23 protein-coding genes are annotated in these 21598 nt (G+C 70.7%); 12 read left to right on the top strand and 11 right to left on the bottom strand.

Translation table 11 applies throughout. The annotated features are described in order from the left end of the window. Both AB0G13_RS07440 and AB0G13_RS07435 read right to left on the bottom strand, forming a co-directional pair. Window positions 1-214 (bottom strand): hypothetical protein (locus tag AB0G13_RS07440; protein WP_357870294.1); only part of this gene is annotated, 214 nt, incomplete at its 3' end. Between the two features lie 25 nt (window positions 215-239). Continuing rightward, complete coding sequence (locus AB0G13_RS07435; protein ID WP_357870292.1) at window positions 240-536, bottom strand: hypothetical protein; 297 nt, start codon at window positions 534-536, stop codon at window positions 240-242. A gap of 261 nt (window positions 537-797) precedes the next feature. Between AB0G13_RS07435 and AB0G13_RS07430 the strand changes: the two genes are divergently transcribed. Further along, window positions 798-1415, top strand: a complete 618-nt coding sequence (locus AB0G13_RS07430; protein WP_357870289.1) for a hypothetical protein — start codon at window positions 798-800, stop codon at window positions 1413-1415. An 82-nt stretch (window positions 1416-1497) separates the two neighbouring features. Here the strand turns inward: AB0G13_RS07430 and AB0G13_RS07425 are convergent, their stop codons facing one another. Continuing rightward, complete coding sequence (locus AB0G13_RS07425) at window positions 1498-4131, bottom strand: CHAT domain-containing tetratricopeptide repeat protein (protein ID WP_357870287.1); 2634 nt, start codon at window positions 4129-4131, stop codon at window positions 1498-1500. A gap of 188 nt (window positions 4132-4319) precedes the next feature. Between AB0G13_RS07425 and AB0G13_RS07420 the strand changes: the two genes are divergently transcribed. From AB0G13_RS07420 to AB0G13_RS07410, 3 genes are read left to right on the top strand one after another with little or no spacing between them, the layout of a single operon-like run. Further along, window positions 4320-5630, top strand: coding sequence for a S8/S53 family peptidase (locus tag AB0G13_RS07420; RefSeq protein ID WP_357870285.1), 1311 nt, complete (start codon window positions 4320-4322; stop codon window positions 5628-5630). 31 nt (window positions 5631-5661) lie between these two features. Then, window positions 5662-6300, top strand: a complete 639-nt coding sequence (locus AB0G13_RS07415; RefSeq protein WP_357870282.1) for a sigma-70 family RNA polymerase sigma factor — start codon at window positions 5662-5664, stop codon at window positions 6298-6300. Beyond that, window positions 6275-6739 carry a hypothetical protein gene (locus tag AB0G13_RS07410; RefSeq protein ID WP_357870279.1) on the top strand — a complete coding sequence of 155 codons (465 nt, stop codon included), beginning with the start codon at window positions 6275-6277 and terminating at the stop codon, window positions 6737-6739. Before AB0G13_RS07415 ends, AB0G13_RS07410 begins: the two co-directional genes overlap by 26 nt. Window positions 6740-6847: 108 nt before the next feature. On the opposite strand, the gene AB0G13_RS07405 is transcribed toward AB0G13_RS07410, so the two are convergent. Further along, window positions 6848-7888, bottom strand: coding sequence for a hypothetical protein (locus AB0G13_RS07405; protein WP_357870277.1), 1041 nt, complete (start codon window positions 7886-7888; stop codon window positions 6848-6850). Between the two features lie 398 nt (window positions 7889-8286). On the opposite strand from AB0G13_RS07405, the gene AB0G13_RS07400 reads away from it, so the two are divergent. Both AB0G13_RS07400 and AB0G13_RS07395 read left to right on the top strand, forming a co-directional pair. After that, the gene (locus tag AB0G13_RS07400) at window positions 8287-8682 is read left to right on the top strand and encodes a hypothetical protein (protein WP_357870275.1); all 396 of its coding nucleotides are present in this window, start codon (window positions 8287-8289) and stop codon (window positions 8680-8682) included. After that, on the top strand, window positions 8682-8969 hold the full coding sequence (locus AB0G13_RS07395) for a hypothetical protein (RefSeq protein WP_357870272.1): 288 nt from the start codon (window positions 8682-8684) through the stop codon (window positions 8967-8969). The genes AB0G13_RS07400 and AB0G13_RS07395 overlap by 1 nt, the downstream gene beginning before the upstream one ends. A 113-nt stretch (window positions 8970-9082) precedes the next feature. On the opposite strand, the gene AB0G13_RS07390 is transcribed toward AB0G13_RS07395, so the two are convergent. The 3 genes from AB0G13_RS07390 to pdhA are packed head-to-tail and all read right to left on the bottom strand — an operon-like array spanning window position 9083 to window position 12541. Then, on the bottom strand, window positions 9083-10396 hold the full coding sequence (locus AB0G13_RS07390) for a dihydrolipoamide acetyltransferase family protein (RefSeq protein WP_357870270.1): 1314 nt from the start codon (window positions 10394-10396) through the stop codon (window positions 9083-9085). A 13-nt stretch (window positions 10397-10409) separates the two neighbouring features. Next, entirely contained in the window at window positions 10410-11399 is a 990-nt protein-coding gene (locus AB0G13_RS07385; protein ID WP_357870267.1) for an alpha-ketoacid dehydrogenase subunit beta, read from the bottom strand. A gap of 2 nt (window positions 11400-11401) precedes the next feature. Next, window positions 11402-12541: a pyruvate dehydrogenase (acetyl-transferring) E1 component subunit alpha gene (gene pdhA / locus AB0G13_RS07380; protein ID WP_357870264.1), complete on the bottom strand. Its 1140-nt coding sequence runs from the start codon at window positions 12539-12541 to the stop codon at window positions 11402-11404. 50 nt (window positions 12542-12591) lie between these two features. Between pdhA and AB0G13_RS07375 the strand changes: the two genes are divergently transcribed. Then, the gene (locus AB0G13_RS07375; RefSeq protein ID WP_357870262.1) at window positions 12592-13329 is read left to right on the top strand and encodes a TetR/AcrR family transcriptional regulator; all 738 of its coding nucleotides are present in this window, start codon (window positions 12592-12594) and stop codon (window positions 13327-13329) included. A 323-nt stretch (window positions 13330-13652) separates the two neighbouring features. On the opposite strand, the gene AB0G13_RS07370 is transcribed toward AB0G13_RS07375, so the two are convergent. After that, on the bottom strand, window positions 13653-14120 hold the full coding sequence (locus AB0G13_RS07370; RefSeq protein ID WP_357870260.1) for a MarR family transcriptional regulator: 468 nt from the start codon (window positions 14118-14120) through the stop codon (window positions 13653-13655). A gap of 200 nt (window positions 14121-14320) precedes the next feature. Here AB0G13_RS07370 and AB0G13_RS07365 point away from each other — a divergent pair, with 200 nt between their 5' ends. Beyond that, window positions 14321-15532, top strand: a complete 1212-nt coding sequence (locus tag AB0G13_RS07365) for an MFS transporter (RefSeq protein ID WP_357870257.1) — start codon at window positions 14321-14323, stop codon at window positions 15530-15532. Between the two features lie 117 nt (window positions 15533-15649). After that, window positions 15650-16372: a type 1 glutamine amidotransferase domain-containing protein gene (locus tag AB0G13_RS07360; RefSeq protein WP_357870254.1), complete on the top strand. Its 723-nt coding sequence runs from the start codon at window positions 15650-15652 to the stop codon at window positions 16370-16372. Between the two features lie 402 nt (window positions 16373-16774). Here the strand turns inward: AB0G13_RS07360 and AB0G13_RS07355 are convergent, their stop codons facing one another. Genes AB0G13_RS07355 through AB0G13_RS07345 form a run of 3 tightly spaced genes read right to left on the bottom strand, consistent with a single transcriptional unit; the run spans window position 16775 to window position 19040 of the window. Beyond that, complete coding sequence (locus tag AB0G13_RS07355; protein WP_357870251.1) at window positions 16775-17509, bottom strand: hypothetical protein; 735 nt, start codon at window positions 17507-17509, stop codon at window positions 16775-16777. Beyond that, entirely contained in the window at window positions 17506-18294 is a 789-nt protein-coding gene (locus AB0G13_RS07350) for a hypothetical protein (protein WP_357870249.1), read from the bottom strand. Before AB0G13_RS07350 ends, AB0G13_RS07355 begins: the two co-directional genes overlap by 4 nt. Continuing rightward, window positions 18291-19040 carry an ATP-binding cassette domain-containing protein gene (locus tag AB0G13_RS07345; RefSeq protein WP_357870246.1) on the bottom strand — a complete coding sequence of 250 codons (750 nt, stop codon included), beginning with the start codon at window positions 19038-19040 and terminating at the stop codon, window positions 18291-18293. The genes AB0G13_RS07350 and AB0G13_RS07345 overlap by 4 nt, the downstream gene beginning before the upstream one ends. Before the next feature lie 97 nt (window positions 19041-19137). Between AB0G13_RS07345 and AB0G13_RS07340 the strand changes: the two genes are divergently transcribed. The 3 genes from AB0G13_RS07340 to AB0G13_RS07330 all read left to right on the top strand — a co-directional run. Beyond that, on the top strand, window positions 19138-20010 hold the full coding sequence (locus tag AB0G13_RS07340; protein WP_357870243.1) for a histidine kinase: 873 nt from the start codon (window positions 19138-19140) through the stop codon (window positions 20008-20010). After that, a complete protein-coding gene (locus tag AB0G13_RS07335) occupies window positions 20007-20672 on the top strand; it encodes a response regulator transcription factor (protein ID WP_357870241.1) in 666 nt (221 codons plus the stop codon). The genes AB0G13_RS07340 and AB0G13_RS07335 overlap by 4 nt, the downstream gene beginning before the upstream one ends. Window positions 20673-21059: 387 nt before the next feature. After that, window positions 21060-21598: transposase (locus AB0G13_RS07330; RefSeq protein ID WP_357870238.1), on the top strand; the 539-nt coding region annotated here is incomplete at its 3' end.

Genomic DNA, 21598 nt, shown 5'->3' with positions numbered 1-21598 from the left:
GCTCGGCGCGGGAGGCCACCCGCGCCGAGCCGCCGACGTCGCATGCACCCCCGTCACACCGGAACGGGGCACGTTCCACGTCGGCAAGCCGGTCGCGCAGGTGCGCCGCCAGGTCGCTGCGCCCGAACGCGGCGTCCGCCCTGCGCAGCCGCTCCTCACGTATGCCGCGCAGCTCCCGGTCGACCGCTCCGGTTGCTTGGGAGCAGCTGAACAACGGTGGGCAGGTCAGAGGTTCAGCTCTACCAGTCGCAGTTGGCGGCCGGGATCCAGCCGTCCTGCCCCGGCGCCTCGGCCCCGTGGCCGTAGTACCAGGTCTGAATGTCACTGCCGCCGTAGATCGAGTGAACGCGGAAGCCTCGCCCGGGGCTCAAGGTGCGTAGGACGTTGCCCCAGGGCTGGTCGCGCAGCCAGGTGGCCTGGTTGGTCACGCAGATGTCACCAGGGCCATCGCTGGCGGCGGCCGGCGCGGACGCCACGGCCGATCCGGCGGCGACGACGGCCATGACCGCCAGCACGCGTACGACGTTGCGCTTCATGCGTTTCCTCTCGATCGGGTGCCTTGCGAGCGAATCGATTATGCCCAATGCTCTTGCCGTGGCAAGCGGGCAGCGGATCGGGCGTACCCGATGTGTTGGTGGGGACTCTCCGGCTTGCCGGAGGTGGACTGATGCGGATCGCGTGGCGGCGCATCGGCGGCACCCATGATGGCGATGGATCCATAGACGTTGTTCAAAGATCTTCCTAACATGGTCCCTGCCGTTCGGCAGAAACTCCTACCCTCCCGTCAGGAGACAGACTTGATCAGGCATTCGTTCACGCTGGTCGCAGCGGTCGTTCTCGGCCTTTCCGCCTTGGCCGTACCCGCACAGGCCGCCCCGGCGCCGGCCCACGCGGTGGCGCAATCCGACCTCGGCGTCCAGGTCGCTCCCACCGGCTGCACGACGTGGGTGGAGTGGGTGCAGGAAGGCAGCAACAGCTACTACTACGGTCGCGGCAACGTGCAGTGCGCCACCGGCCGCTACAAGGTCAAGCTTCAGTGCCGCAACCTGCAGACGGGCGTGGGGTACGTCGTCTACGGAGGTTATGCGGTGAACGCGCCGGGCACGGCCACCACCACCTGCTACAGCGGTAACGTCGCCGAGGGCGTGTACCCCGTCGAGGACCCACTGCCCACGGTCGGCGTCACCGGTTGCGTCTCCTGGGCGGAGTGGGTCCACCAGGGAAGCAGCCACTACTACGGCCGCGGCACCGCCCAGTGCGACACCGGCACCTACCGGGTCCAGATCCAGTGCCGCAACGTGCAGACAGGCCAGCGATACGTCGTCTACGGCCCGGTGGTCACCGCCCCCAGCATCTCCACCACCACCTGCTACCAGGGCAACGTCGCGGACGCCGTGTCGGGCGTGCCGGCGTGACGGCAGCCGCGGGTCGCGCCGCGCCGCGCTGACTCGGGCCGTCAGCGCCTGCTGCCGTGTGCAATGCCGTCGCCGCACGCCTTCAGCCGGCGCCGAAGCAGACGAAGGCGGCGGCGGTGGCATGGGCGGCGCCGCCACCGTCGGCGGTGGCGAACGCGCGCTGGGCGTCGGCGAGCGCCACCGCCGGTGCGGCGCCGGCGCGCATCCGACGGTGCAGGTCGAGCATCAGCGCGGTGGTCAGGTCGGCCGGGACCGGCAACACGGTGGCGATCAGGCTGCGGGCACCGAGGGCCAGCAGCACGGCGGTGAAGCCCATGACCTCGTCGCCCGGCCGGACGCCCGAGAGGCCGGAGTCGCAGGCGGAGAGCACCACGCAGCCCGGTGGGCGGGTCAGGCGCTCCAACTCGTACGCGGTCAACGGCCCGTCGGCCAGTTCCAGCGTGGAGAAGAGCGGGTTGTCGGCGCGGAAGGTGCCGTGGGCGGCGACGTGCGCCAGCCCTGTCCCGTTCAGCGCGTCGGTGACGGCGTCGGCGGTGGCGCCGTCACCGGTCAGGGCGCGGGAGCCGGGCAGGGCCGCGCGGAGCTGGCGTACCTCGTTCTCGGCGGCAGGCAGCCGGGGCCCGGCCACCAGCACCGGTGGGCCGGCCGGGACGGTCCGGCCGGTGGCACGCAGCCAGACCGTCGCCGAGGGGGCCACCGTCACCGGGCGGCCGGCGCAGGTCGGCAGGCCCGACCAGGGTACGGCGTGCAGGGCGCCGATCGGGACGATCACCAGTGGCCGGTCGCCGAGCAGCCGGCGGACCGGGTCGAAGAGCTGCTGGTCCAGCGCGGTGGTGGCGAACTCGACGCCGGCCCGGGCGCTGGCCGAGTCGCCGGTGGTGACGAGTCGGCGCAGCCCGAACCGGTGCAGGCGGGCCCGAGTCAGTGCCTCGTCGAGCGGGCCGAGGTCGTGCAGGCTGGTCCGGCCGTCGCGGACCAGGACCGCCCGCAGCCGTGGTCCGTGCGCCACCAGCTCCAGCAGCACGGCGTCGCCGAGCGCGTCGGCGAGGGCGCGTACCGTGGGCGGTGTCGCCAGGCCGTCGCCGTCGGCTCCCCGGACTCCGCCGTCCGCTCCCCGGGCCAGTTCCCGGATGCGCTGTTCGAGTCGAGCCTGGCTGCGCCGCAGCGCGTGCACCGGGTGGCCGGCGAGCAACGCGTCCTCCAGGGCGGTGCTGACCATCCGCAGCTCGGCCAGGGCGGTGGCGAGCTCGGGGTCCGGCGGCGGCTGCACCGCGCGCATCCGCAGGGCGTTGGCCCGCCAGCGCTCCGCCCAGCCGAGCACCTGGGCGGGCGTGCCGGTGCGGACGGCGATGTCCAGCCCCTCGGCAGCCAGTTCGTGCCCGTACGCCCCGCTGTGTGCGCGTAGCTCGGTGGCGCCCAGGGAGGCCCGGTGGCCGTCGAGCACCGCCAGTCCCCGGCGCAGGGCCCGGGCCGCGCCCCGCAGGTCACCGTCGAGCCGGCGGTGCAGGGCGAGCGCGTACCAGCCCTGGGCCCGGTGGGGCGCGGTGCCCCGGCGGTGCGCGCGGGCCGCCACCGCCAGCAGCCCGGCCGCCCGGGCGGGCCGGCCCAACGCCTCGGCCAGCCGGGCGGCCTCGATCCGGGTGGTCAGGGCCGGCGAGGGCCAGCCGGTGGCGTCGAGCTGCTCCGCGGTTCGCACCATGGCGGTGAGCAGGGCCACCGACCGGGTGCCCCGGGCAAAGTCGGCGCGCAGCTCGACGTGCCGGGCGAAGGCGGCCCAGATGCGGCGTCCCTGGCGGCGGAAGCGGACCCGGGCCGAGGCGGCGGTCTCCGCGGCGGTCCCCAGGTCGCCGGCGAGCAGCGCCGCCCGGGCCCGGGCCAGCAGCGCCTCGGCGAGATCCGAGGCCATGCCCCGCCGCCGCAGCTCCGTCACGGCGGAGGTGGCCACCTCGACCGCCTCGTCGATCAGCGGCACCGAGAGCAGCAGTTCGAACCGGTCCAGCAGTAGCGCCGGCCGGGGCACGGACAGCCGGCGGTACTCGTCGTCGACGGTGGCGAAGCTGCGCAGGGCGCCCGCGACGTCGCCGCGCTGGCCGGCGGCGATGCCCATGTTCCAGCGGGCGTCGGCGGCGGCCAGGTCGAGTCCGAGCTGACTGAAGATCGCCGCGGAGCGGAAGAGGTCGTCGTCGGCGTTCCGACTGGTGCCCCGGTGGGCGTTGAGCAGCCCACGGTTGTTGCGCGCCCGCGCCTCCAGCAGCAGGTCACCCTCGCGCTGGGCGATCTCCACCGCGATGCCGTAGTCCCGGACCGCCTCGTCGAACCGCCCCCGGTAGTGCAGGACGACGCCCCGCTGCATGCGGGCCCGGCCGGCGTCGGCGCCGGTCAGCCGGGGGAGGGCCAGGGTCACGGCGCGCAGTGCCGGACCGGTGCGCCCGGCGTTGGCCAGGACGTACCCGAGGCTCATCCGGGCCAGCGCCCGCACCCGGGGCGAGTCGGCGAACCGCACCGCCCGGCGCAGGTGCCGCAGGGCGCCCGGCAGGTCGTTGAGTTCCCGCAGGGCCAGCCCGATGGCGCGTTCGGCGGTGGACCGCTCGTCGGCGTCGGGGTGGCCGGCGGTGAGGACCTGCCGACTGATCGCGATCGCCTCGCGGGGGTAGCGTTGCACGGCGTCGAGCGCGGTCTGGGCCGTGACGGCACCGGAAACGGCGCTGTCGGCCATGCCAAGCAGAATCCCGCAGTCGCGCTCCCAGGTCAATCGCGTCGAGGTGTATCGGGCATCAGTCGCCTGACCGACGATCAATTGACACTCGACTATCCTTTGAAATAATCGTCCGGTGCCTCGGAGAGCGCTTCCGTAGCTGCCCCGGCCCGTCGCCGACCATGCATCTTCGACCGCCTGGAGGACCGGTGCCGTCTGACGACTCCTTCGCGTCGCGCCCGCCCGCCGGGTTGTCCCGCCGGCAGCTCATGGCCTGGTCCGCCCTGGCCGCCGCGGCGGCGCCGCTCGGTCTCGTCGGGGGAGCCGGCCCTGCCGTTGCCAGCGAATCGCCCGACGCGACCTACCAGCGGATCTTTATGGAGGCCCTGGGCGCCGACCCCGACCTGCGCCGGTACGCCGTCGCCGGCCGGGAGTTCCTCTATCGGCCGCGGCAACTCCTGGTGGCCCGCCCCGACGTGCAGCGGGTGATGAGTCGGCTGCGCAGCTACGGGCACTCCGTCGCCGAGGGCGTCGGCTTCGGCGGGGTCGCCCGGCTCCGCTTCGCCGCCGAGACCGACATCCCGTCGGTGGTGACCAAGCTCCGCGACCCGCAGCAGTGGCCCGGGCAGGAGGCTCCCCTGGTCCAGCCGCACCACGCCCTGCTCGGCTTCGGCAACATCATGGGCAACCCGGGCGGTCCGCCCCGGGTCGCGGGTGCTCTGCCGGCGCCGGATCCGGCGCGCGCGGGTGAGGGCGCGGGAGTGACGGTGGGGATCTGCGACACCGGCATCTGGCGGCAGGCCGGGGCCCAGCATCCGCAGTGGCTGGGCGGCAGCTATCTCGCCGAGGTCGACGACGAGGACGCGGTCTACGTCGGCGCCGACGTGTTGGCGCTGCAGGGAGGTCACGGCACCTTCGTCGCCGGCGTGGTCCGGCAGGCGGCGCCGGGCGTACGTTTCGATCCCGAGGCCGCGCTGGACGCCACCGGCGTCGGTGACGAGGAGATGCTGGTCGCCGCCCTTGGCCGGCTCGGGCCGCAGGTGTCGGTCATCAACCTCTCCCTGGGCTACTTCACCCAGGACGACCAACCTCCGCTGCCACTGGTCAACGCGCTGGCCGGGCTGCCCGGCAGGGCCGTGGTGGCGTCGGCGGGCAACGCCGGCACCAGCCGGCGGGCCTGGCCGGCCGCCCTGGACCGCGTCTTGGCGGTGGGCGCGGTGACTGCCGGACCCACCGGCCCGGGCCCGGCGCCGTACAGCAACCACGGGCCGTGGGTGGACGCCTGTGCCGTGGGGGAGCGGAGCAGCACCTACGTCAGGGGCCGGCTGGAGTTGCCGGGCCAACCGACCCGGTACTTCGACGGCTTCGCCGCCTGGGCGGGCACCTCGTTCGCCACCGGCCACGTCGCGGGGCGACTGGCCGCGCTGATGACCAGCGCCGGGCTCGGCGCCGAGGCGGCCCGCGCCGCGCTGATCGCCGGCCCTCGCTGGCATCCCGACTACGGCGTACTCGTCGCGTGAGGCCGGCATCGGCGCGCGGGGTGGTGTCCCGGTGAGCGAGCGCGGCACGGTCGGACTGGTCGCCGCCGCCTGTTCCGGTGACGAACTCGCGTGGGGCGAGCTGGTCCGCCGCTACACCCCACTGGTGCTCACGGTGATCCGGTCCTACGGACTCGACCAGGTCGACGCGGCGGACGTGAACCAGACCGTCTGGCTTCGCGCGGTGGAGCACCTGGGACGGCTGCGGGAGTCGAACGCGCTGCCCGCCTGGCTGATCACCACCACCCGACGCGAGTGTTTCCGGCTGCTGCGCCTCGGCCGGCGGACCCAGCCGTTCGACCCGTACGACGACTCCGTCGACGGGCACGTCGGCGCCTCCCTGCTGGTGGATCCGGTCACCCCGGACGAGGACCTGCTGCGCGCCGAGCGGCAGCAGGCGCTGCGGGAGGCGTTCGCGCAGTTGCCGCCGCGCTGCCGGGACCTGCTCACCCTGCTGATGGCCGATCCGCCGGTCAGCTACCGCGAGATCGGTACGCGGCTGGGCATGCCGGTGGGCAGTGTCGGTCCGACCCAGGCCCGGTGCCTGCACAAGCTGCGGAACTGTCCGGCGCTCGCCCCTTTCGTCAGGGCGTGCGCGGGTGACGACGGGAGCGGAGGTGACCGGGATGGAGCCGTGGCCGCCAGCCGCTGACGACGCCCTGCTGGCCGAGTTGAGGGCCGCCCTGCGGGACTCCGGCCCGGTGCCGGAGGAGTTCCTGGCCGCGGCCCGGGCCGCGTTCAGCTGGCGGAGCGTCGACGCCGAGCTGGCCCTCGCCGAGCTGACCTTCGACTCGGCCTGCGACCCGCAGCCGGCCGGACTCACCCGGTCCACCGGCTCGGCCCGCACGCTGACGTTCCGCACGGGTGCGGTCGTGGTCGAGATCGAGGTGACCCCGACCGGCGTCGTCGGGCAGCTCTCGCCGGCCCGGGGCGGGCGGGTCACCGCCCGGACCTCCGCCGGCCAGTACGAGGAGGTGCCGGTGGACGCGGTGGGCTACTTCTCGATGGGGGCACCGCCCGCCGGCCCGGTCCAGCTCTGCGCCCACACCGACGGGTATGCGGTGGCGACCGCCTGGGTCAGCCTGCGCTGAACGGGACACCGCCTGGCGACGGAGGTCCGCCGGTGGCGCCGGCCGGACAGGCGGAACGGAGGTCGCGGGGCTCCGTCCGCGACCTCCGTCCACACCCCTCCAGGAGTGCTACCTGGTCTGCTGGTCCACCGTGATGTCGTACCGCACGCCGCCGAGGTCGGCCCGGGTGGCGCCGGTGGTGTCCGGGCCGACCTGGGTCACGTTGACGGCCATCTTCTCCCGGGTCGGCACGGCTGCCGCGAAGTTCAGCGAGAAGGCGATCCGCTCACCGGGACCGAGCTCCAGGTTGTCCAGGCTGGCCTGGCCGATGTCGACGATCTCGACCTGGTTACGGCCCACCTCACGGACACCCTTGCCGGCCTTGCCGCCCTTGACCCAGCGCTCGAACAGGGTCGGTCCGAGGTCGGCGACGAGGCGGCCACCGGCGGCCTGGAAGGGGGTCCCGGTCTGGCTGAACACCACGCTGCTGCGAGCCGCCCGGGTCAGGGTGTTGCCGATGGCGAACGGCCGGGTCTGCCCCTGGCCGCCGGCGGTCAGCGCCACGGAGTCGACGTTGCGCCAGGCGATGTTGTTGTTGTTGCGGGTGTTGACGCCGATGTCCGGTCCCTCGAAGGTCATCGGGTCGTTCGGGGAGATCCAGCGGGCCAGCAGGCAGAAGTGACCCGGGCCGGGCACGTTGTCCCACGGGATCGTCACCGAGGTGACGCCCGGGTAGACCGGCACGGCCATCGCCCCGATCTGCGTCCACGCGCCCGGCCAGGCCGCGCCGCCGCCGGGCGTGGTCCGGTAGACCCAGATCGTGCCCTCCTCCATGACGCTGTTGCCGTACGGGCCGGGGTTGCGCAGCTTGATGAAGATGTAGTTCCGCTGGCCGACGATCGGGTTCTGGCTGGTCGGGCACTCGACGGCGGTGTGGCAGACCTTGATGTCCGGGCTCTGCCAGAGCGGGTTGAGCGCGTGGGGCTGGAGCCCCACGTCGGCGGGGGTGTCCTGCATGTACACGTCGACGGCGGCGGTGGTGGTGGGGCCGCCGCGGCTGTCGAGGGGTGCGGCGCCGGCTGCGGTGACGGACAACAGCGTCGCCAGCGCCGCGCCGGTGAGCAGGGCGAGCGTCGAACGACGCGCTCTTCCCGCGAGACTGGTAGACACATTTCCTCCCGATGATGGGGGATCGCCGTTCGCCCCGAGGTGGTGGCGTGGGCGGGTGGACGTCCTTACGGAGCGCGATCGATGCGAGTAGATACGCCTTCCTTCGGCGGGCGATGTCAGATGGCGGGAGTTCGCGTCAAGCCGGCGAAAGCCGCGCAGCGCTCGGATGTGGGCCGTACGCCGGACGTCGGGGTCCGGTGCGTCGGCCTGGCGCCCGGCTCACGCTCATCGGCCCGACCATCGCCTCGTGGCCGACCTTCCGGCCGACGGCTCCGGACGATGGGCACACTCACTGTCCGATGGTCGACGCGCTACTGACTGCCACGGCCGCTCGGGTGCTACCTCTCTGCCAGCGTTCGGCTGACCAGGCCGGGCCGGCAGAGCGAAGGAGCTTCCACATGTTCCCGTTTCCCGACGAAGCGACCAGGAAGGCACTCGATCTCGGCCGGCGCGAGGTGTTCCAGACCTACCGGGTGCTGATGGCCTGCGAGCTGCAGCGGTTGCATCCCGAGGTCGGTGCGCTGCCGGCAGGGCGGCGCCGCGACCAGTTGACCGCCCGGCTCGACAAAGTTGCCGCCCTGGCCAGCGGGACCTGGATGGAGCAGATCTCGGTACGCGGCGCGACCGTGCAGCAGGCGGCCACCCTGTTCAAGGAGGTGCAGGACTCCCTCGACGGGGTCGTGCCCTCCGCTGCCGGCAACGCCCATCTCAGCGCCGCCGTGGACGAACTCAAAAACAAGATCGTCGACGTCGTCAACGACGCCAGGCACTGCACGGCGCGATGCTGGCGCTGATGCGGGCGGAGGAGCGGCTGGTGGTGCGAACCGATCCGAAGGTGCTGAACCACTCGACGGTCATCAACTTGGACGGCACCATCCGGTTCACCATCAACTCCGACCTTGCCGCCCAGGCGCCCATGGCCCAGCTCCTGCACTGGATGCTCGACGAACTCGTCGCCGAGGCGAAGTGCCAGATTCCCAAGGACACCACGCAACTGCTGGCCCTCATCCTCGGGATCGAGAACTACGACCGGGACAACGTGCACAACGTGCTCAGCGACTTCTACAGCTCCTTCCACTGAGCGGCGGCTGCTGAGCGGCGTCCCCGGGACGGCGCCGCTCAGCGCCAAGCGGTGAGTTGAGCTCTCGGGCAGCGGGCCCGCTCAACCGGTCGACCCGGTCACCACGATCCCGGTCACGCCACGATCCGCAGCGGATGCTCGAGCAGGTCGGTGAGGGTGGCGAGGAACTGCGCGGCCAGGGCGCCGTCGATGATGCGGTGGTCGGCCGTGAGCGTGTATCGCATCCGGTGCCGCGCTTCCAGCGTCTCCCCGGACAGCGTGGGCTCCGGTGTCGCGGCGCCGACGGCGAGGATCGCACCCTGGGGCGGGTTGATGATCGCGGTGAAGTGCTCGACTCCGTACATGCCGAGGTTGCTGATTGTGAACGTCCCGTCGGCCATGTCGGCCGTGTTCAGCGTCCGGCTCGCAGCCTTGTCGGCTAGAGCTCGGGTCTGCGCGGAGATCGCCGTGACCGACGTCCGGTCGGCATCGCGGATCACCGGCACTACGAGCCCGGCCGGGGAGGCGACGGCGATGCCGATGTTGACCCGCCCGTGCAGCAGGGTTTGGCCACGGTCCTCGGGGGAGTAGGACGCGTTGACGCCGGGGTGCTCGCGTAGGGCGAGCGCGACCGCCCGCACCATGAGGTCGTTGACAGTCACCTTGCGTCCGGCATCGTGCAGCGCGGCGTTCAGCTGCGCCCGGAGCGCGAGGAGCTCCTCCAGATCGGCGGATGCGGTCACGGTGAAGGTCGGGATGGTTGTCGCGCTCTCGGTGAGCCGCCTCGCGATCGCCTGTCGCACCGGATCGAAGGGCACCGTGGTCGGTTCACGCCCGTCCTGCGCAGACGGTGCGGCGACATCAGCCGTGGCAGGGGCAGGCGATCCGGTCTCGGCCGGTTCGTTGGCAATCGGTGCAGGCGTCGGCTCCGATCCGAGGGCGTCGAGATCCGCGCGGACGATCCGACCACCGGGACCCGTGCCGGTGACGCTGCTCAGATCGATACCGCGTTCCCGCGCAAGCTTGCGTACCAACGGGGTCGCGGCCCGGTGCTCCAGCTTCACCGCGGTCGCCGCGAGTGCGGGTGATCGTTCCGCAGCGGCCGGTGTCGGAGCCTCGTCGACTGCGTCGGTGGCGCCATGATCATCTGCTGGTTCGGGGACGGCCGGCTCCGCGTGCGCCCCTTGCGCGCGTGTGACGGTCTCGTCAGCGGATCCGTCGTTCAGGCGGGCAATGGGTGTACCGATGGCGGCGTTCTCCCCTTCGGGGACGAGGATCTCGACCAGGGTGCCGCTCTCGTAGGCCTCGTACTCCATGACGGCCTTGTCGGTCTCGATGTCGACGAGGATGTCGCCGGCGGCGACCGGGTCGCCGGGTTGTTTGTGCCAGGTGGAGATGGCGCCTTCTTCCATGGTGTCGGACAGGCGCGGCATGAGGATGTCGATCATGAAAGGTCTCCGGTCAGCGGCGCCGGGCGACGGCGTCGAGGGTTTGGCGGATTGCGGTGATCGCGTCGTCGGCGGAGGGCAGAGCCGCGGTCTCAAGCGGCTTGGAATAGGGGAGTGGGATTTCGGCCATCGCGACGCGGCGGACGGGGGCGTCGAGCCAGTCGAAGGCGCCGTCGGAGATGGTCGCGGCGATCTCGGCGCCGATGCCGTAGGTGAGCCAGTCGTCTTCGAGGACGACGGCGCAGTTTGTCTTTCGGACCGAGGCGATGATCGTCTCCCGATCCAGCGGGCGGAGGCTGCGTAGGTCGACCACCTCGACATCGATCCCATCACTTTCGGCGAGCTGCTCGGCTACCTGGAGTGCGACCGCCGCCATCCGGGAGTAGGCGACGACGCTGATGTCGGAACCTTCGCGAGTGATCTTTGCCTTGCCGATCTCGGCCGGTACGTCCTCGTCATGCACCTCGCCCTGAGTGTTGTAGAGCGCCAGGTTCTCCAACACGAGGACGGGGTCGTCGTCGCGGATCGCGGCCAGCATCAGCGCCTTGGCGTCGGCAGGGGTGGAGGGGGCGACGACCTTCATGCCGGGGACGAAGGCGTAGTAGAGCTCGATGTTCTGCGAGTGGGTGGCGCCGAGCTGCTGCCCGCCGCCGCCCGGGGTGCGGATGACCATCGGCACCTTCGCCTGGCCGCCGAACATGCCGTAGATCTTGGCGGCGTGGTTGACGATCTGGTCCAGGGCGAGTAGCGAGAAGTTGATCGTCATGATCTCCACCACCGGCCGCAAGCCGAGCATGGCGGCGCCGATCGCGGCGCCGGTGAAGCCCTCCTCGGCGATCGGGGTGTCCCGCACCCGCTTCGGGCCGAACTCGGCGAGCATGCCGGCGGTGATCTTGTAAGAGCCCTCGAACAGGCCGATCTCCTCACCGATCAAGAACACGTTCTCGTCGCGCAGCATCTCCGACCGCAGAGCATCGTGCAGCGCCTGCCGGTACGTGATCACACTCATGCTGAAGCTCCGATCTGCTGGGCGGTCGGCCGCGGCGCGGCGGGGAAGAGCGCGCCACCGGGCAGTCGACGGGAGTCGTTCGGCACCGGAGTCGCATAGGTGTAGTCGAACAATGTCGACACCTCCGGGTACGGGCTGGCATCGGCGAACGCGGCGGCTGCGGCAACCGTGGTGGCGACCTCGGTGTCGATCTCGGTGATCAATTCGTCGGTCAGCAGTCCTTGATCGTGGAGTCGGACGGCGTAGGCCGCGATGGGGTCGGCCGCTTTCAACGCCTCGGCTTCCTCCTTGCTGCGGTACTTCGCCGGATCCACCACCGAGTGCCCCTTCAGGCGGCCGGAGACGGTCTCCAGCAGGTACGGCTTCCCGGCACGGGCACTGGCCAGTGCGGCCTTGGCGGCTCCGTGGACGGCGACCGGGTCGTTGCCGTCCACGCGGGCGGAGGGCATCCGGTAGGAGGACGCGCGCTTGTGCAGTTCGGGTTCGGCGGACGACTGCTCGACGGTGGTGCCCATGCCGAGTCCGTTGTTGATCACGACGTAGACGATCGGCAGGTTCCATAGGGCGGCGATGTTGAGGCACTCGTGGAAGGCGCCGATGTTTGTGGTGCCGTCGCCCATCAGGCACATCACCGCTTCGGAACCGCCGCGGTAGTCAATGGCCAGCGCGGCCCCGGTCGCGAGTGGCAACTGGCCGCCGACGACGCCGTACCCGCCCATGAACCGGGACGCAATGTCGAACATGTGCATCGACCCGCCCCACCCCCGCGATACACCGTCGGTGCGGCCGTACAGCTCGGCCATCACCCGTTCTGGGCCGATGCCGCGGGCGATCGCGTACCCGTGCTCCCGGTAGTTGGCGAACACGTAGTCGGAGTCGTCGAGCGCGGCCATGAGGCCGGCGACGGTGGCCTCCTCGCCAAGGTTCAGGTGGCAGTAGCCGCCGACCTTCGCCTCGGTGTAGGCACGGGCGGCGCGCTCCTCGAACCGGCGGATCAGCACCATCTGCCGGTAGAACGCCAGCAACTGCTCGTCACTGACAGTTGGCGGTTCTGTGTTCGCCGAGGTCGTGCGCCTGCTCCTCGTCGTGGACTTGTTGGTCCGGGCGGCCGTGCTGGCCGGCGTGCTCGAGGGCATGTGGGTCTCCTTCTCGCCCGGGCGCGCCACAGCCGACGGATGAGTCGATCGTGGGCGCCTCCCTGCGGGCCGACGTCAAGGTCCCAACGTTGGTTGAGATCAACATCGACCAGGTAATGAAACGTAGGCCGTTTCATTATAGGATCGGTGGCGACCAGTTGTCGATGAGAGGAACCGTGATGAGCGTCAGCCCGTCGCAGGCGCCCCGTCGCAAGCGGGGTCGCCCGACCGAGGCGGAGCGGACCCGGCGGCGCGACGAGATCCTGGATGCCGCAGTGCACCTGTTCGTCGCAGGCGGGTTCGGTCAGGTCTCGCTTGACGATGTGGCCGCGACAGCTCACGTCGCCAAGCGCACCATCTACAGCTACTTCGGCGACCGGACCGAGATGTTCGTTGCCGCTGTCGAACGGCTTCGCCAACGCACCCTTGGCCCGGCCGGTGACGAAGACGACACCCTGACCGGGCTCGCGACCAAGATCGTCTCCGCGCTGCACTCCGATGAGGCGATCGGGCTGCACCGGCTGATGGTCACCGAGGCCCACGCCTTTCCCGACCTGGCCAAACGGTTCTACCGCGACGGCCCCGAGTCCTACATCCGGGCACTCGGCGAACGTCTCCCTGAGCCGGATCCCGACCTGGCGCGTGCGCTGTTCACTCTCCTGCTAGGTGAACCGCACCGTCAGCGTCTGCTCGGTCTGAGGGCCGCGCCAACCCGAGCCGAGGCGCGAGGGCATGCGGTCGCCGCGCTCACGCAACTGGGGCTCGACGACGCTCCCACCGCGACTTGAGATGAACCGCGGTTGAGGTTCTGGTGCTCCAGCCGCAGTTGCGTGATCTGAAGCTTCGGCAGCTCGTCGGCATGATCCGCGTCGGGTGGCGGGCGGGATTCCGCCGGGAGGACGTCGTCATGCGCCTGGTGGCCGCCGTCGTCCCCGACCGCCACGGGCAAGATCGAACGCGGCCGCCTGATACTGCGCCACGAACTGTTCGACGCCTCCGGCGAGTTCGCCGATCAGGGGCCGCGCAGGCCGCGATCGACGCCGGGTGCCTGCGTCAACATGCAGCGGACGCACCAGTCGCAGGGCATGCCGTACCGAGGTTGAAGATCAAGTTAGAGACTGGCGGCTTGCGGAGGCTTGGCGGGCAGGCGATGCAAGGCGTCGACCAGCGGCGCCAGCTCCGGGAGTTCCTCGGCCTGCGCCAACGCGGTGGCGAGAGTCTCGTCGTGCGTCGGACGCGCCTGGTTGAGTAGCGCCCAGCCCTGCTCGGTGAGCTCCGTGTAGATGCCGCGGCGGTCGTCCTGGCACAGGATGCGGGTGAGCAGGCCACGGTCTTCGAGGCGGTTGACCAGTCGGGTGGTGGCGCTGCTGGACAGGGCGGCGGCGCGGGCGAGCTGCTGCATGCGCATGTGCCACCCGTCCTGCCGGGACAGGGCGTCGAGGACCGTGTATTCCACGACCGACAGGTGGTGCTCGGCCTGCAGGGCCTTCTCCAGGGCGGTGTCGATGAGGCCGTGCAGGGCCGCGAGGGTCCGCCAGCCCTGGGCGCGGATCTCGACCGCGTCGTCGCCGATGCCCACGTCCCGTGCTCCTTGCCGTTGCCGCCCCAGCCGTCCGAAGCGGTTGGATGCCTGGCGCGATTCTAGCTGCGTACGCGGATAGTTGCAGACGCTAGCCATGTGGCCAATGGCACGCTTGCGCCGATAGGCGGCGTGCGCAAGTATCGGATTGCACGCGCCGGTAGTTGCAGGCGCTGCACATGTCCGCTACGGGAGAAACGATGTCCGCTGATCCGAAGAAGATTCCTCCGGGCCTGCTCGCTCTCGCGATCGGCGGGTTCGGCATCGGGCTCACCGAGTTCGTGATCATGGGCCTGCTGCCCGAGGTCGCCACCGACTTCGCCGTCACCGAGTCCGCCGCCGGGTGGCTGATCTCCGGCTACGCCCTGTCCGTCGCCGTCGGCGCGATCGGCCTGACCGCCGCCGTCACCCGGTTCAACCGCAAGCACGTCCTGACGGGGCTGATGCTCCTGTTCATCGCCGGCAACGTGACCTCGGCGCTGGCCGGGACGTACGAGCTGATGATGGCCGGCCGCATCGTCGCCGCACTGAGCCACGGCGCGTTCTTCGGCATCGGCTCAGTCGTTGCGGCGAGCCTTGTCGCGCCGTCCCGCCAGGCGGCCGCGATCGCCATGATGTTCACCGGGCTCACCGCCGCCAACGTGCTCGGCGTCCCGTTCGGCACCTTCCTCGGCCAGCAACTGGGCTGGCGGTCCACGTTCTGGGCGATCACCGCCATCGGCGTCGTCGCCCTGGTCGGCATGGTCGCCCTGGTCCCGTCACGTGCCGCCACCGCCGCCACCGGTGGGCTGCGCCACGAGCTCAGGGCATTCGTCCACCCGCAGGTGTGGTTCTCGCTTCTGATCACAGTCCTCGGCTTCGGGGGCATGTTCGGAGCGTTCACCTACATCGCGTACACCCTGACCGAGGTCAGCGGCTTCGCCACCGGCACCGTCCCGTGGCTGCTGATGCTGTTCGGTGTGGGCCTGTTCGCCGGCAACACCCTTGGCGGCAGGGCCGCCGACCGGTCGGTGTCCGGGACGCTCATCGCCGTCCTGGCCGCACTGACCGCGGTCCTGGTCGTCTTCGCCATCACGGCACCGAGCCAGATCATGACCGTCGTCTCGCTGGCGCTCATGGGCGCGTTCGGCTTCGCCACCGTCCCCGGCCTGCAGATGCGGATCATGCAGTACGCCGGGCAGGCGCCGACGCTGGCATCCGGCGCCAACATTGCCGCCTTCAACGTCGGCAACGCCCTCGGCGCCTGGCTCGGCGGCGTGACCATCACCGCCGGCTTCGGCTACACCTCCACGTTGTGGGACGGCGCCGCGCTCAGCTTCGCCGGTCTCCTGGTCCTGCTGATCGCCACCCGGCACGCCGTACGCAACAACGCAACGCCCGCCGCGGCCACCACCGCCGGCACCTGGGCCTGACGACGAACGGTGCACCTAGGACAACGACGTCCCGGTGCACAGCCACGACAACCGGCCCGTCTCTCGCCCGACGAACCACAGAGTGTCGATTCCTCGTACCGCATTGGAGAGCCTCCCATGACCAAGATCCTGATGATCGTCACCGGCGCCGACAGCCTGACCCTCGCTGACGGCACCGACCACCCGACGGGTTTCTGGGCCGAGGAGCTCGCCGCCTCGCACAAGGTCTTCCGTGACGCCGGCGTCGAGGTCGACATCGCCACACCCGGCGGCGTCGCCCCGACCGTCGACGCGATCAGCCTCGACTTCAGGGGCGGGGTCAGCGACGCCGACGCCGCCACATTCCGCGACTACCTCGCCAGCATCTCCGCCGACCTGGCCAAGCCCCTCGCCATCGCCGAGGTGGACGCGTCCGCGTACGACGCCATCTACATCCCGGGCGGGCACGGCCCGATGGCCGACCTCGCCACCGACACCGACCTCGGGCGGCTGCTCACCGATGCCGACGGCCGCGGCCAACTCATAGCCGCCCTCTGCCACGGGCCGGCGGCGCTGCTCGCCGCCCGCCGTCCCGACGGCGCGTTCACCTTCGCCGGCCGCCGGCTGGTCGTCTTCACCGACGAGGAGGAACGCCAGGGCGGCCTCGGCGACGCCACCCCGTGGTGGGTCGAGACGGCGCTGCGCGAGCATGGCGCGACGGTCGAGGTGGCCACGCCGTGGTCGAACACCGTCGTGGTCGACGGCAACCTCGTCACCGGCCAGAACCCGCAGTCCAGCGTCGCTACCGCCCAGCGGGTCCTCGAGAAGCTCGGCATCCCCACGGTCAGTAGTCAGGAGTGAGGCTCCGATGGCCGGTGAGAATGCCCTGCGCGATCGCGTCCGGACGGCCCACCATCGGCATTGAGCTGCCGCCGGACAACGACTGACCGGCGGAGTACCCGCTGTTCCGCGCCGACCTCGCCGCACGCGGAGCAGGATTGCGAGAGGCGGTCGACGCCCGACCGCGGTGGCTGAGCCGATCCGGTTCGGCCTGCGCACCGGACGCCACGGACTGCTGCAACACATCGAACGGCCCGCCGACCTCGGCGCGGACCACATCATGCTTAACCTCAGGCAGGGCGACCGGCCGGTCGACGACGTGCTGCAGGACTCGCCGAGCACGTGCTGCCGCACCACCCGAGTCCGGAACCGCAGAACCGTCGCGAGGACACTGAACGTCGCAGGGCTTACCGGTGACGGTATTCATGGTTCGTGCCGGATGAACCGTGCGATCGCGATGCTGCCGATTAGGACGATCCACGCGAGGGCGATGAGAGCGCCGGTACCCGGGGTGAGTGTGGTGTCCGTATTGTCGTATAGCTGTGCGATGGCGCGGTCGGGGAGCCAGCGGGCGTGTTCGGTGACCCCGGCGAGCACGGGTGAGACGATGAGCACGAGGCTGAGCGTTCCGACGAGTGCGGGCACGAGGTGTCGCACGAGCAATGCGACGGCGTGGGAGAACAGGCCGATCAGCGTGAGGTAAGCCGCCGCGCCGGCGAGAAGCCCCGGCTCGCCGTCGTCGGCAGGGGACGGGGCGTCTGTCAGGTGCTGGGTGATCGTGGCGGCGGCGAGGCTTGCGCCGATACTCAATGCCGCAGTGACGGCGACGACGAGGAGCGCGGCAACCGTCTTGCCGGTGACCAACAGGCCGCGTTTCGGCACGGACGTGAGGGTCGTGCTGAGCTGGCGGCCGGCGTGCTCGTGCGTAGCGGGCAGGATACCCAGCAGAACGAACCCCGCCTGCGCGAACGGCACCGTCTGGAGGGTGATGTCGACGGCTGATGCCTGCGCGCCCTGAGCGACTGCGGAGGCGGCGAGGGCTGCGGCGATCACGATGCCGGTGGCGATCGCGCCGATGGCGGTGAGCGCCGTTGCGGGCAGGGTGCGGAGCTTGTCGAGTTCGGCCGTGGTGACGTTTCCGATGCGCACGATGTTCACGCGTCTCGGCGGTGGAAGACGACTGTGGCGACGATGAGCAGGGCGAGTGCCCAGCCACCCATGACGAGCGCGCCCGGTACGGCGTCCAGCCCGCCCTCGATGGTGTAGAGGCCGCCGAAGAGCCTGCGGCCGGCCATATCGGGAAGCCAGTGCGCGAGCGGGGTGAGGTTCGTCAGCAGCAGCGAGAATGACACCACAGAGCTGTTCACGATGAGAACGATGAGCGGGATGATGCCGCTGCGGGTCAGCACCGTGATCGCAAACGCGATGAGCCCGGTGAGAGCCCAGTAGAGGGTGCCACCGAGACAGCGCGTCACCGCTTCGTCGAGCGTCACGGTTTCGGTTCCGGCCTCGCCGATGACGGCCCGTGCGATGCCGACGGTGATGGGCAGGGTGACCACGGCGACCACTGCGACGAGCACGACGATGGTGGCCGCCTTCGCCGCGAGGAGGCCCGCCCTGCGCGGGGATGCGGTGAGGGCTGCCGTGATCTGCCGGCCCCCGCCGGCATCGGTGCTGTTGGCCGTGTACTCGCTGCTGAAGACGATGACCCCGATGACAACCGCGCCGACGGTGCCCAGCGGCATCGCGGCGAAGGCCGTTTCGAACGGTGAGGTGAACGCTCCCGTCTCCGGCTGGCCCGCGTCGAGCGCGGCACGAGTCGAGAAGGCGTTCAGCAGCGTGATCGCGACCGATCCGAGCAGCGCCACTGCGACCCCGGCCCACGCGGCGGGCAGGGTCGCTGTCTTGCGCAGCTCCGCTGCGAACGTGTTCGATGCGTTCATCGCCCGACTCCGTTTCCGCCGCCGGTGAGGGCGAAGAAGGCGTCTTCCAGGCTGCCGTGCCCGGCGGTCACCTCCGCCAGAGTCCCGGCTTTGACGATCCGACCGCCCGCGATGATCACGAGGTCATCGGCGAGTCCTGCGACCTCACCCATCAGGTGGCTGGACAGCAGCACGGTGCCGCCGGCGTCCGCGTGGCGGCGCAGCAGCCCGCGAATCCAACGGATGCCCTCCGGGTCCAGGCCGTTGACCGGCTCATCCAGCACGAGCGCCTCCGGCTCGCCCAACAGCGCCGTCGCCAGCCCGAGACGTTGGCCCATGCCCAGCGAGTACCGGCCGACGCGGACCCTGCCGGCGTCGGTCAGTCCGACCTGTTCCAGCACTTCTCCGATGCGACGGCTTGGGATGCCGTTGCTGCGCGCCACCCAGGCCAGGTGGTTTCGTGCCGTGCGGGAGCGGTGTGCGCCGGAGCCGTCGAGCATCGACCCGACCGTGCGGAGCGGATTCCGCAGGCTCCGGTACGGGCGGCGGCCGACGAGGGCGCTGCCGCCATCGGCGCGGTCCAGCCCGAGCAGGATCCGCAGCGTGGAGGACTTACCCGCGCCGTTCGGGCCAAGGAACGCGGTCAACCTCCCCGCTCGTGTCTCGAAGCCGACGTGGTCGAGAACGGTGCGGGAGCCGTGGCGTTTGACGAGTTGTTCGATCAAGAGCATGACCAACATCTCAGACCGATCACGTCGCGCAGGCATCGGCCCCGAGTCGGGACCTCGCCGTGCTCCTCTGACCGTGGTCTGTCGGACTCAGGTCCGATGTGCGCGGGGCGGCCAGAAACCTAGACTTGGACAGGTGGAATCCACCGATCGGCCCGTGCTGCGCTCACGCGTGTGGCTGATCACCGCCCTCCTGCTCGCGACCCTTGTCCTCGCGCTGTCGACCATCGGCGTTGGCCAGCCGGCCGGAACCCTTGCCGTCCTGCTCGCCGCCGCCAGCTGCGCTGTTTCGGTGCTGGCGTGGGCGCTGCTTCGCACCCGCCGGCAGCGGCGCATCTACGAAGACGAACTGACCGCCTGGGCAGCCGAACGGGCCGCGCACGCCGAGCGGCTGCGCATCGCCCGCGACCTACACGACCTCGCCTCCCACGGGCTTGGACTCATCACCGTCCGTGCCGCCGCCGCACGCACCCTCACCGGGCCAGCCGGGGACGCGGAACGCGTCGCCGCGCTGATCGACATCGAACGCGCTGGTCGCCAGGCCACCACCGAGTTGCGCCGCCTGCTCACGGTGTTGCGCACCCCCGGCGACGACGTACCTCTGCGACCTGCCGAGACCCTGGACGACCTTCCCCACATCGTGCACGCCGCTCGTATGAGCGGAGTCACCGTGACCCTCGACATCGGCGACATCGGCGAGGTGTCCGCAGGCGTGCAGCTCACCGTATGCGCGATCGTGCGCGAGGCCCTCGCCAACACCGCCCGACACGCCGGACCCGCCAGCGCCCACATCGCCGTCCACCGCGACAGTGACGCGATCATCGCCACGGTCGCCGACGACGGGCCCACCCCCGGCTGGGTGCCCCACCCCGGCGCCGGAGCGGGCCTGGCAGGCCTACGCGAGCGCGTCGGCGCGTTGGGCGGTAGCTTGCATGCCGAACGCGCCGGCCCCGGCTACCGAGTCACCGCACGCCTGCCTGAGACCGCTGACCGGGCGGAGCGCCGATGAGCGTGCAAGTGCTCGTCGTTGACGACCAACCCCTCATCCGCCACAGCCTCCGGCTCATCATCGACAGCGCACCCGACCTCGTTGTCGCCGGCGAGGCGGACACCGGCGAGGCGGCCGTCGCCCGCGCCGGACAACTACGCCCCGACGTCGTGCTCATGGACATCCGCATGCCTGGCGGTGACGGCATCGACGCCACCCGCCGCATCACCGCCGACCCTGCCTTGACCAGCACCCGCATCCTCGTGCTCAGCATGTTCGAGCTGGATGAATACGTCCACGCCGCACTCCGAGCCGGAGCCAGCGGCTTCCTCCTCAAAGACGCCGAACCCGGCCAGCTCATCGACGCGATACGGCGCACCCATAGTGGCGAGTCACTGTTCGCCCCGAGCATCCTCACCCGTCTCGTAAAGCACTACCTCGACCAGTCCGCACCGAGAACAGCGCGGACTCAGAGTGTGCTCACCGATCGAGAGACGGAAGTGCTCACCCTCGTCGGCCGTGGCCTGTCCAACCAGGAGATCGCCCAAGCCCTCAGCATCTCGATGGGAACCGTGAAGACCCACATCGGCAGCCTCCTGTCCAAGCTGCACGCCCGCGACCGCGCACAGCTCGTCATCGCCGCCTACGAACGAGGGCTCGTCTCCACAACCCAACTACGATGAGGGCGGCTTCGTATCGGACGACGAGTTCGTCGTAGTGGACGGTGGTTGCCACGTCGTCCGGCATACCGGCGCGGCCGGTGTGGGGTGGCGGCGATGAGTTCGTCGCGGCGTTCGTCGGTGAGTTGGTCACGGAGGAACTCGGTGTCGGCGATGTGCCCGGGCGCGACCACGTTGGCGGTGACTCCACGGGCCCCGAGTTGCGCGGCGAGATCGACGCAGCAGGATCCCGACGACGAGGCACAAACCGAAACCAACACCACCAGTACGACGATTTCAGAACCGACGGATTACACGATCAACGTTCAGAGACGTGGCACTAGTAGTGCTTTGTTAAGTCGTTGTGGCGTGTCGCTTGTATGAGCGTCGTGGCGGTGTTTGGCTGCCGCGGTGGATGAGCGGGATCTCGTTCGGGTGCGGGCGCGGTTGGAGGACTTCGCGGCAGGGATCTTCGCGGGGTTGCGGCGGTCGGATCAGCGGGCGACCGGTCTGCGGTATCTGCGTGGGCTGATGCTGGACGGCCGGCGGAAGTCGATGCAGCCGATGGCCGAACGGCTCGGGGTCGATCACCAGCAGTTGCAGCAGTTCCTGACCTCTTCCACCTGGGATGTCGCCGGTGTGCGGCGACGGCTGGCCACGGCCGCGATCGACCTGGTGACACCCCGGGTGTGGGTGGTGGACGACACCGGGTTCCCCAAGGACGGCAAGGCGTCTGCGTGCGTGGCCCGGCAGTACTCCGGCACCCTCGGCAAGGTCGCCAACTGCCAGATCGCCGTCAGCGTCCACGCCGCGACCGACGCCGCTTCGGCGGTGCTGAACTGGCGGCTGTTCGTACCGGAGTCCTGGGACGACACCTGCGTCCCCGGCCCGGACGGCAAACCGGCCAATGTCCATGCCCGCAGGCTGCGCCAGCAGCCGGTCACCCGCGA

The organism is Micromonospora sp. NPDC023633, from assembly GCF_040640035.1.
GTDB lineage: Bacteria > Actinomycetota > Actinomycetes > Mycobacteriales > Micromonosporaceae > Micromonospora.
The sequence above is the reverse complement of the archived record's forward strand: the minus strand, read 5'-3'. Positions and strand labels throughout refer to the sequence as shown.

Excerpts from the sequence above, each read along its gene's own strand:
- AB0G13_RS07365 (WP_357870257.1), top strand. The coding sequence starts at position 14,321 with ATGTCCGCTGATCCGAAGAAGATTCCTCCGGGCCTGCTCGCTCTCGCG.
- pdhA (WP_357870264.1), bottom strand. The coding sequence starts at position 12,541 with ATGCCCTCGAGCACGCCGGCCAGCACGGCCGCCCGGACCAACAAGTCC.
- AB0G13_RS07345 (WP_357870246.1), bottom strand. The coding sequence starts at position 19,040 with ATGCCTGCGCGACGTGATCGGTCTGAGATGTTGGTCATGCTCTTGATC.
- AB0G13_RS07425 (WP_357870287.1), bottom strand. The coding sequence starts at position 4,131 with ATGGCCGACAGCGCCGTTTCCGGTGCCGTCACGGCCCAGACCGCGCTC.
- AB0G13_RS07335 (WP_357870241.1), top strand. The coding sequence starts at position 20,007 with ATGAGCGTGCAAGTGCTCGTCGTTGACGACCAACCCCTCATCCGCCAC.
- AB0G13_RS07395 (WP_357870272.1), top strand. The coding sequence starts at position 8,682 with ATGCGGGCGGAGGAGCGGCTGGTGGTGCGAACCGATCCGAAGGTGCTG.
- AB0G13_RS07410 (WP_357870279.1), top strand. The coding sequence starts at position 6,275 with ATGGAGCCGTGGCCGCCAGCCGCTGACGACGCCCTGCTGGCCGAGTTG.
- AB0G13_RS07400 (WP_357870275.1), top strand. The coding sequence starts at position 8,287 with ATGTTCCCGTTTCCCGACGAAGCGACCAGGAAGGCACTCGATCTCGGC.
- AB0G13_RS07350 (WP_357870249.1), bottom strand. The coding sequence starts at position 18,294 with ATGAACGCATCGAACACGTTCGCAGCGGAGCTGCGCAAGACAGCGACC.
- AB0G13_RS07435 (WP_357870292.1), bottom strand. The coding sequence starts at position 536 with ATGAAGCGCAACGTCGTACGCGTGCTGGCGGTCATGGCCGTCGTCGCC.
- AB0G13_RS07360 (WP_357870254.1), top strand. The coding sequence starts at position 15,650 with ATGACCAAGATCCTGATGATCGTCACCGGCGCCGACAGCCTGACCCTC.
- AB0G13_RS07390 (WP_357870270.1), bottom strand. The coding sequence starts at position 10,396 with ATGATCGACATCCTCATGCCGCGCCTGTCCGACACCATGGAAGAAGGC.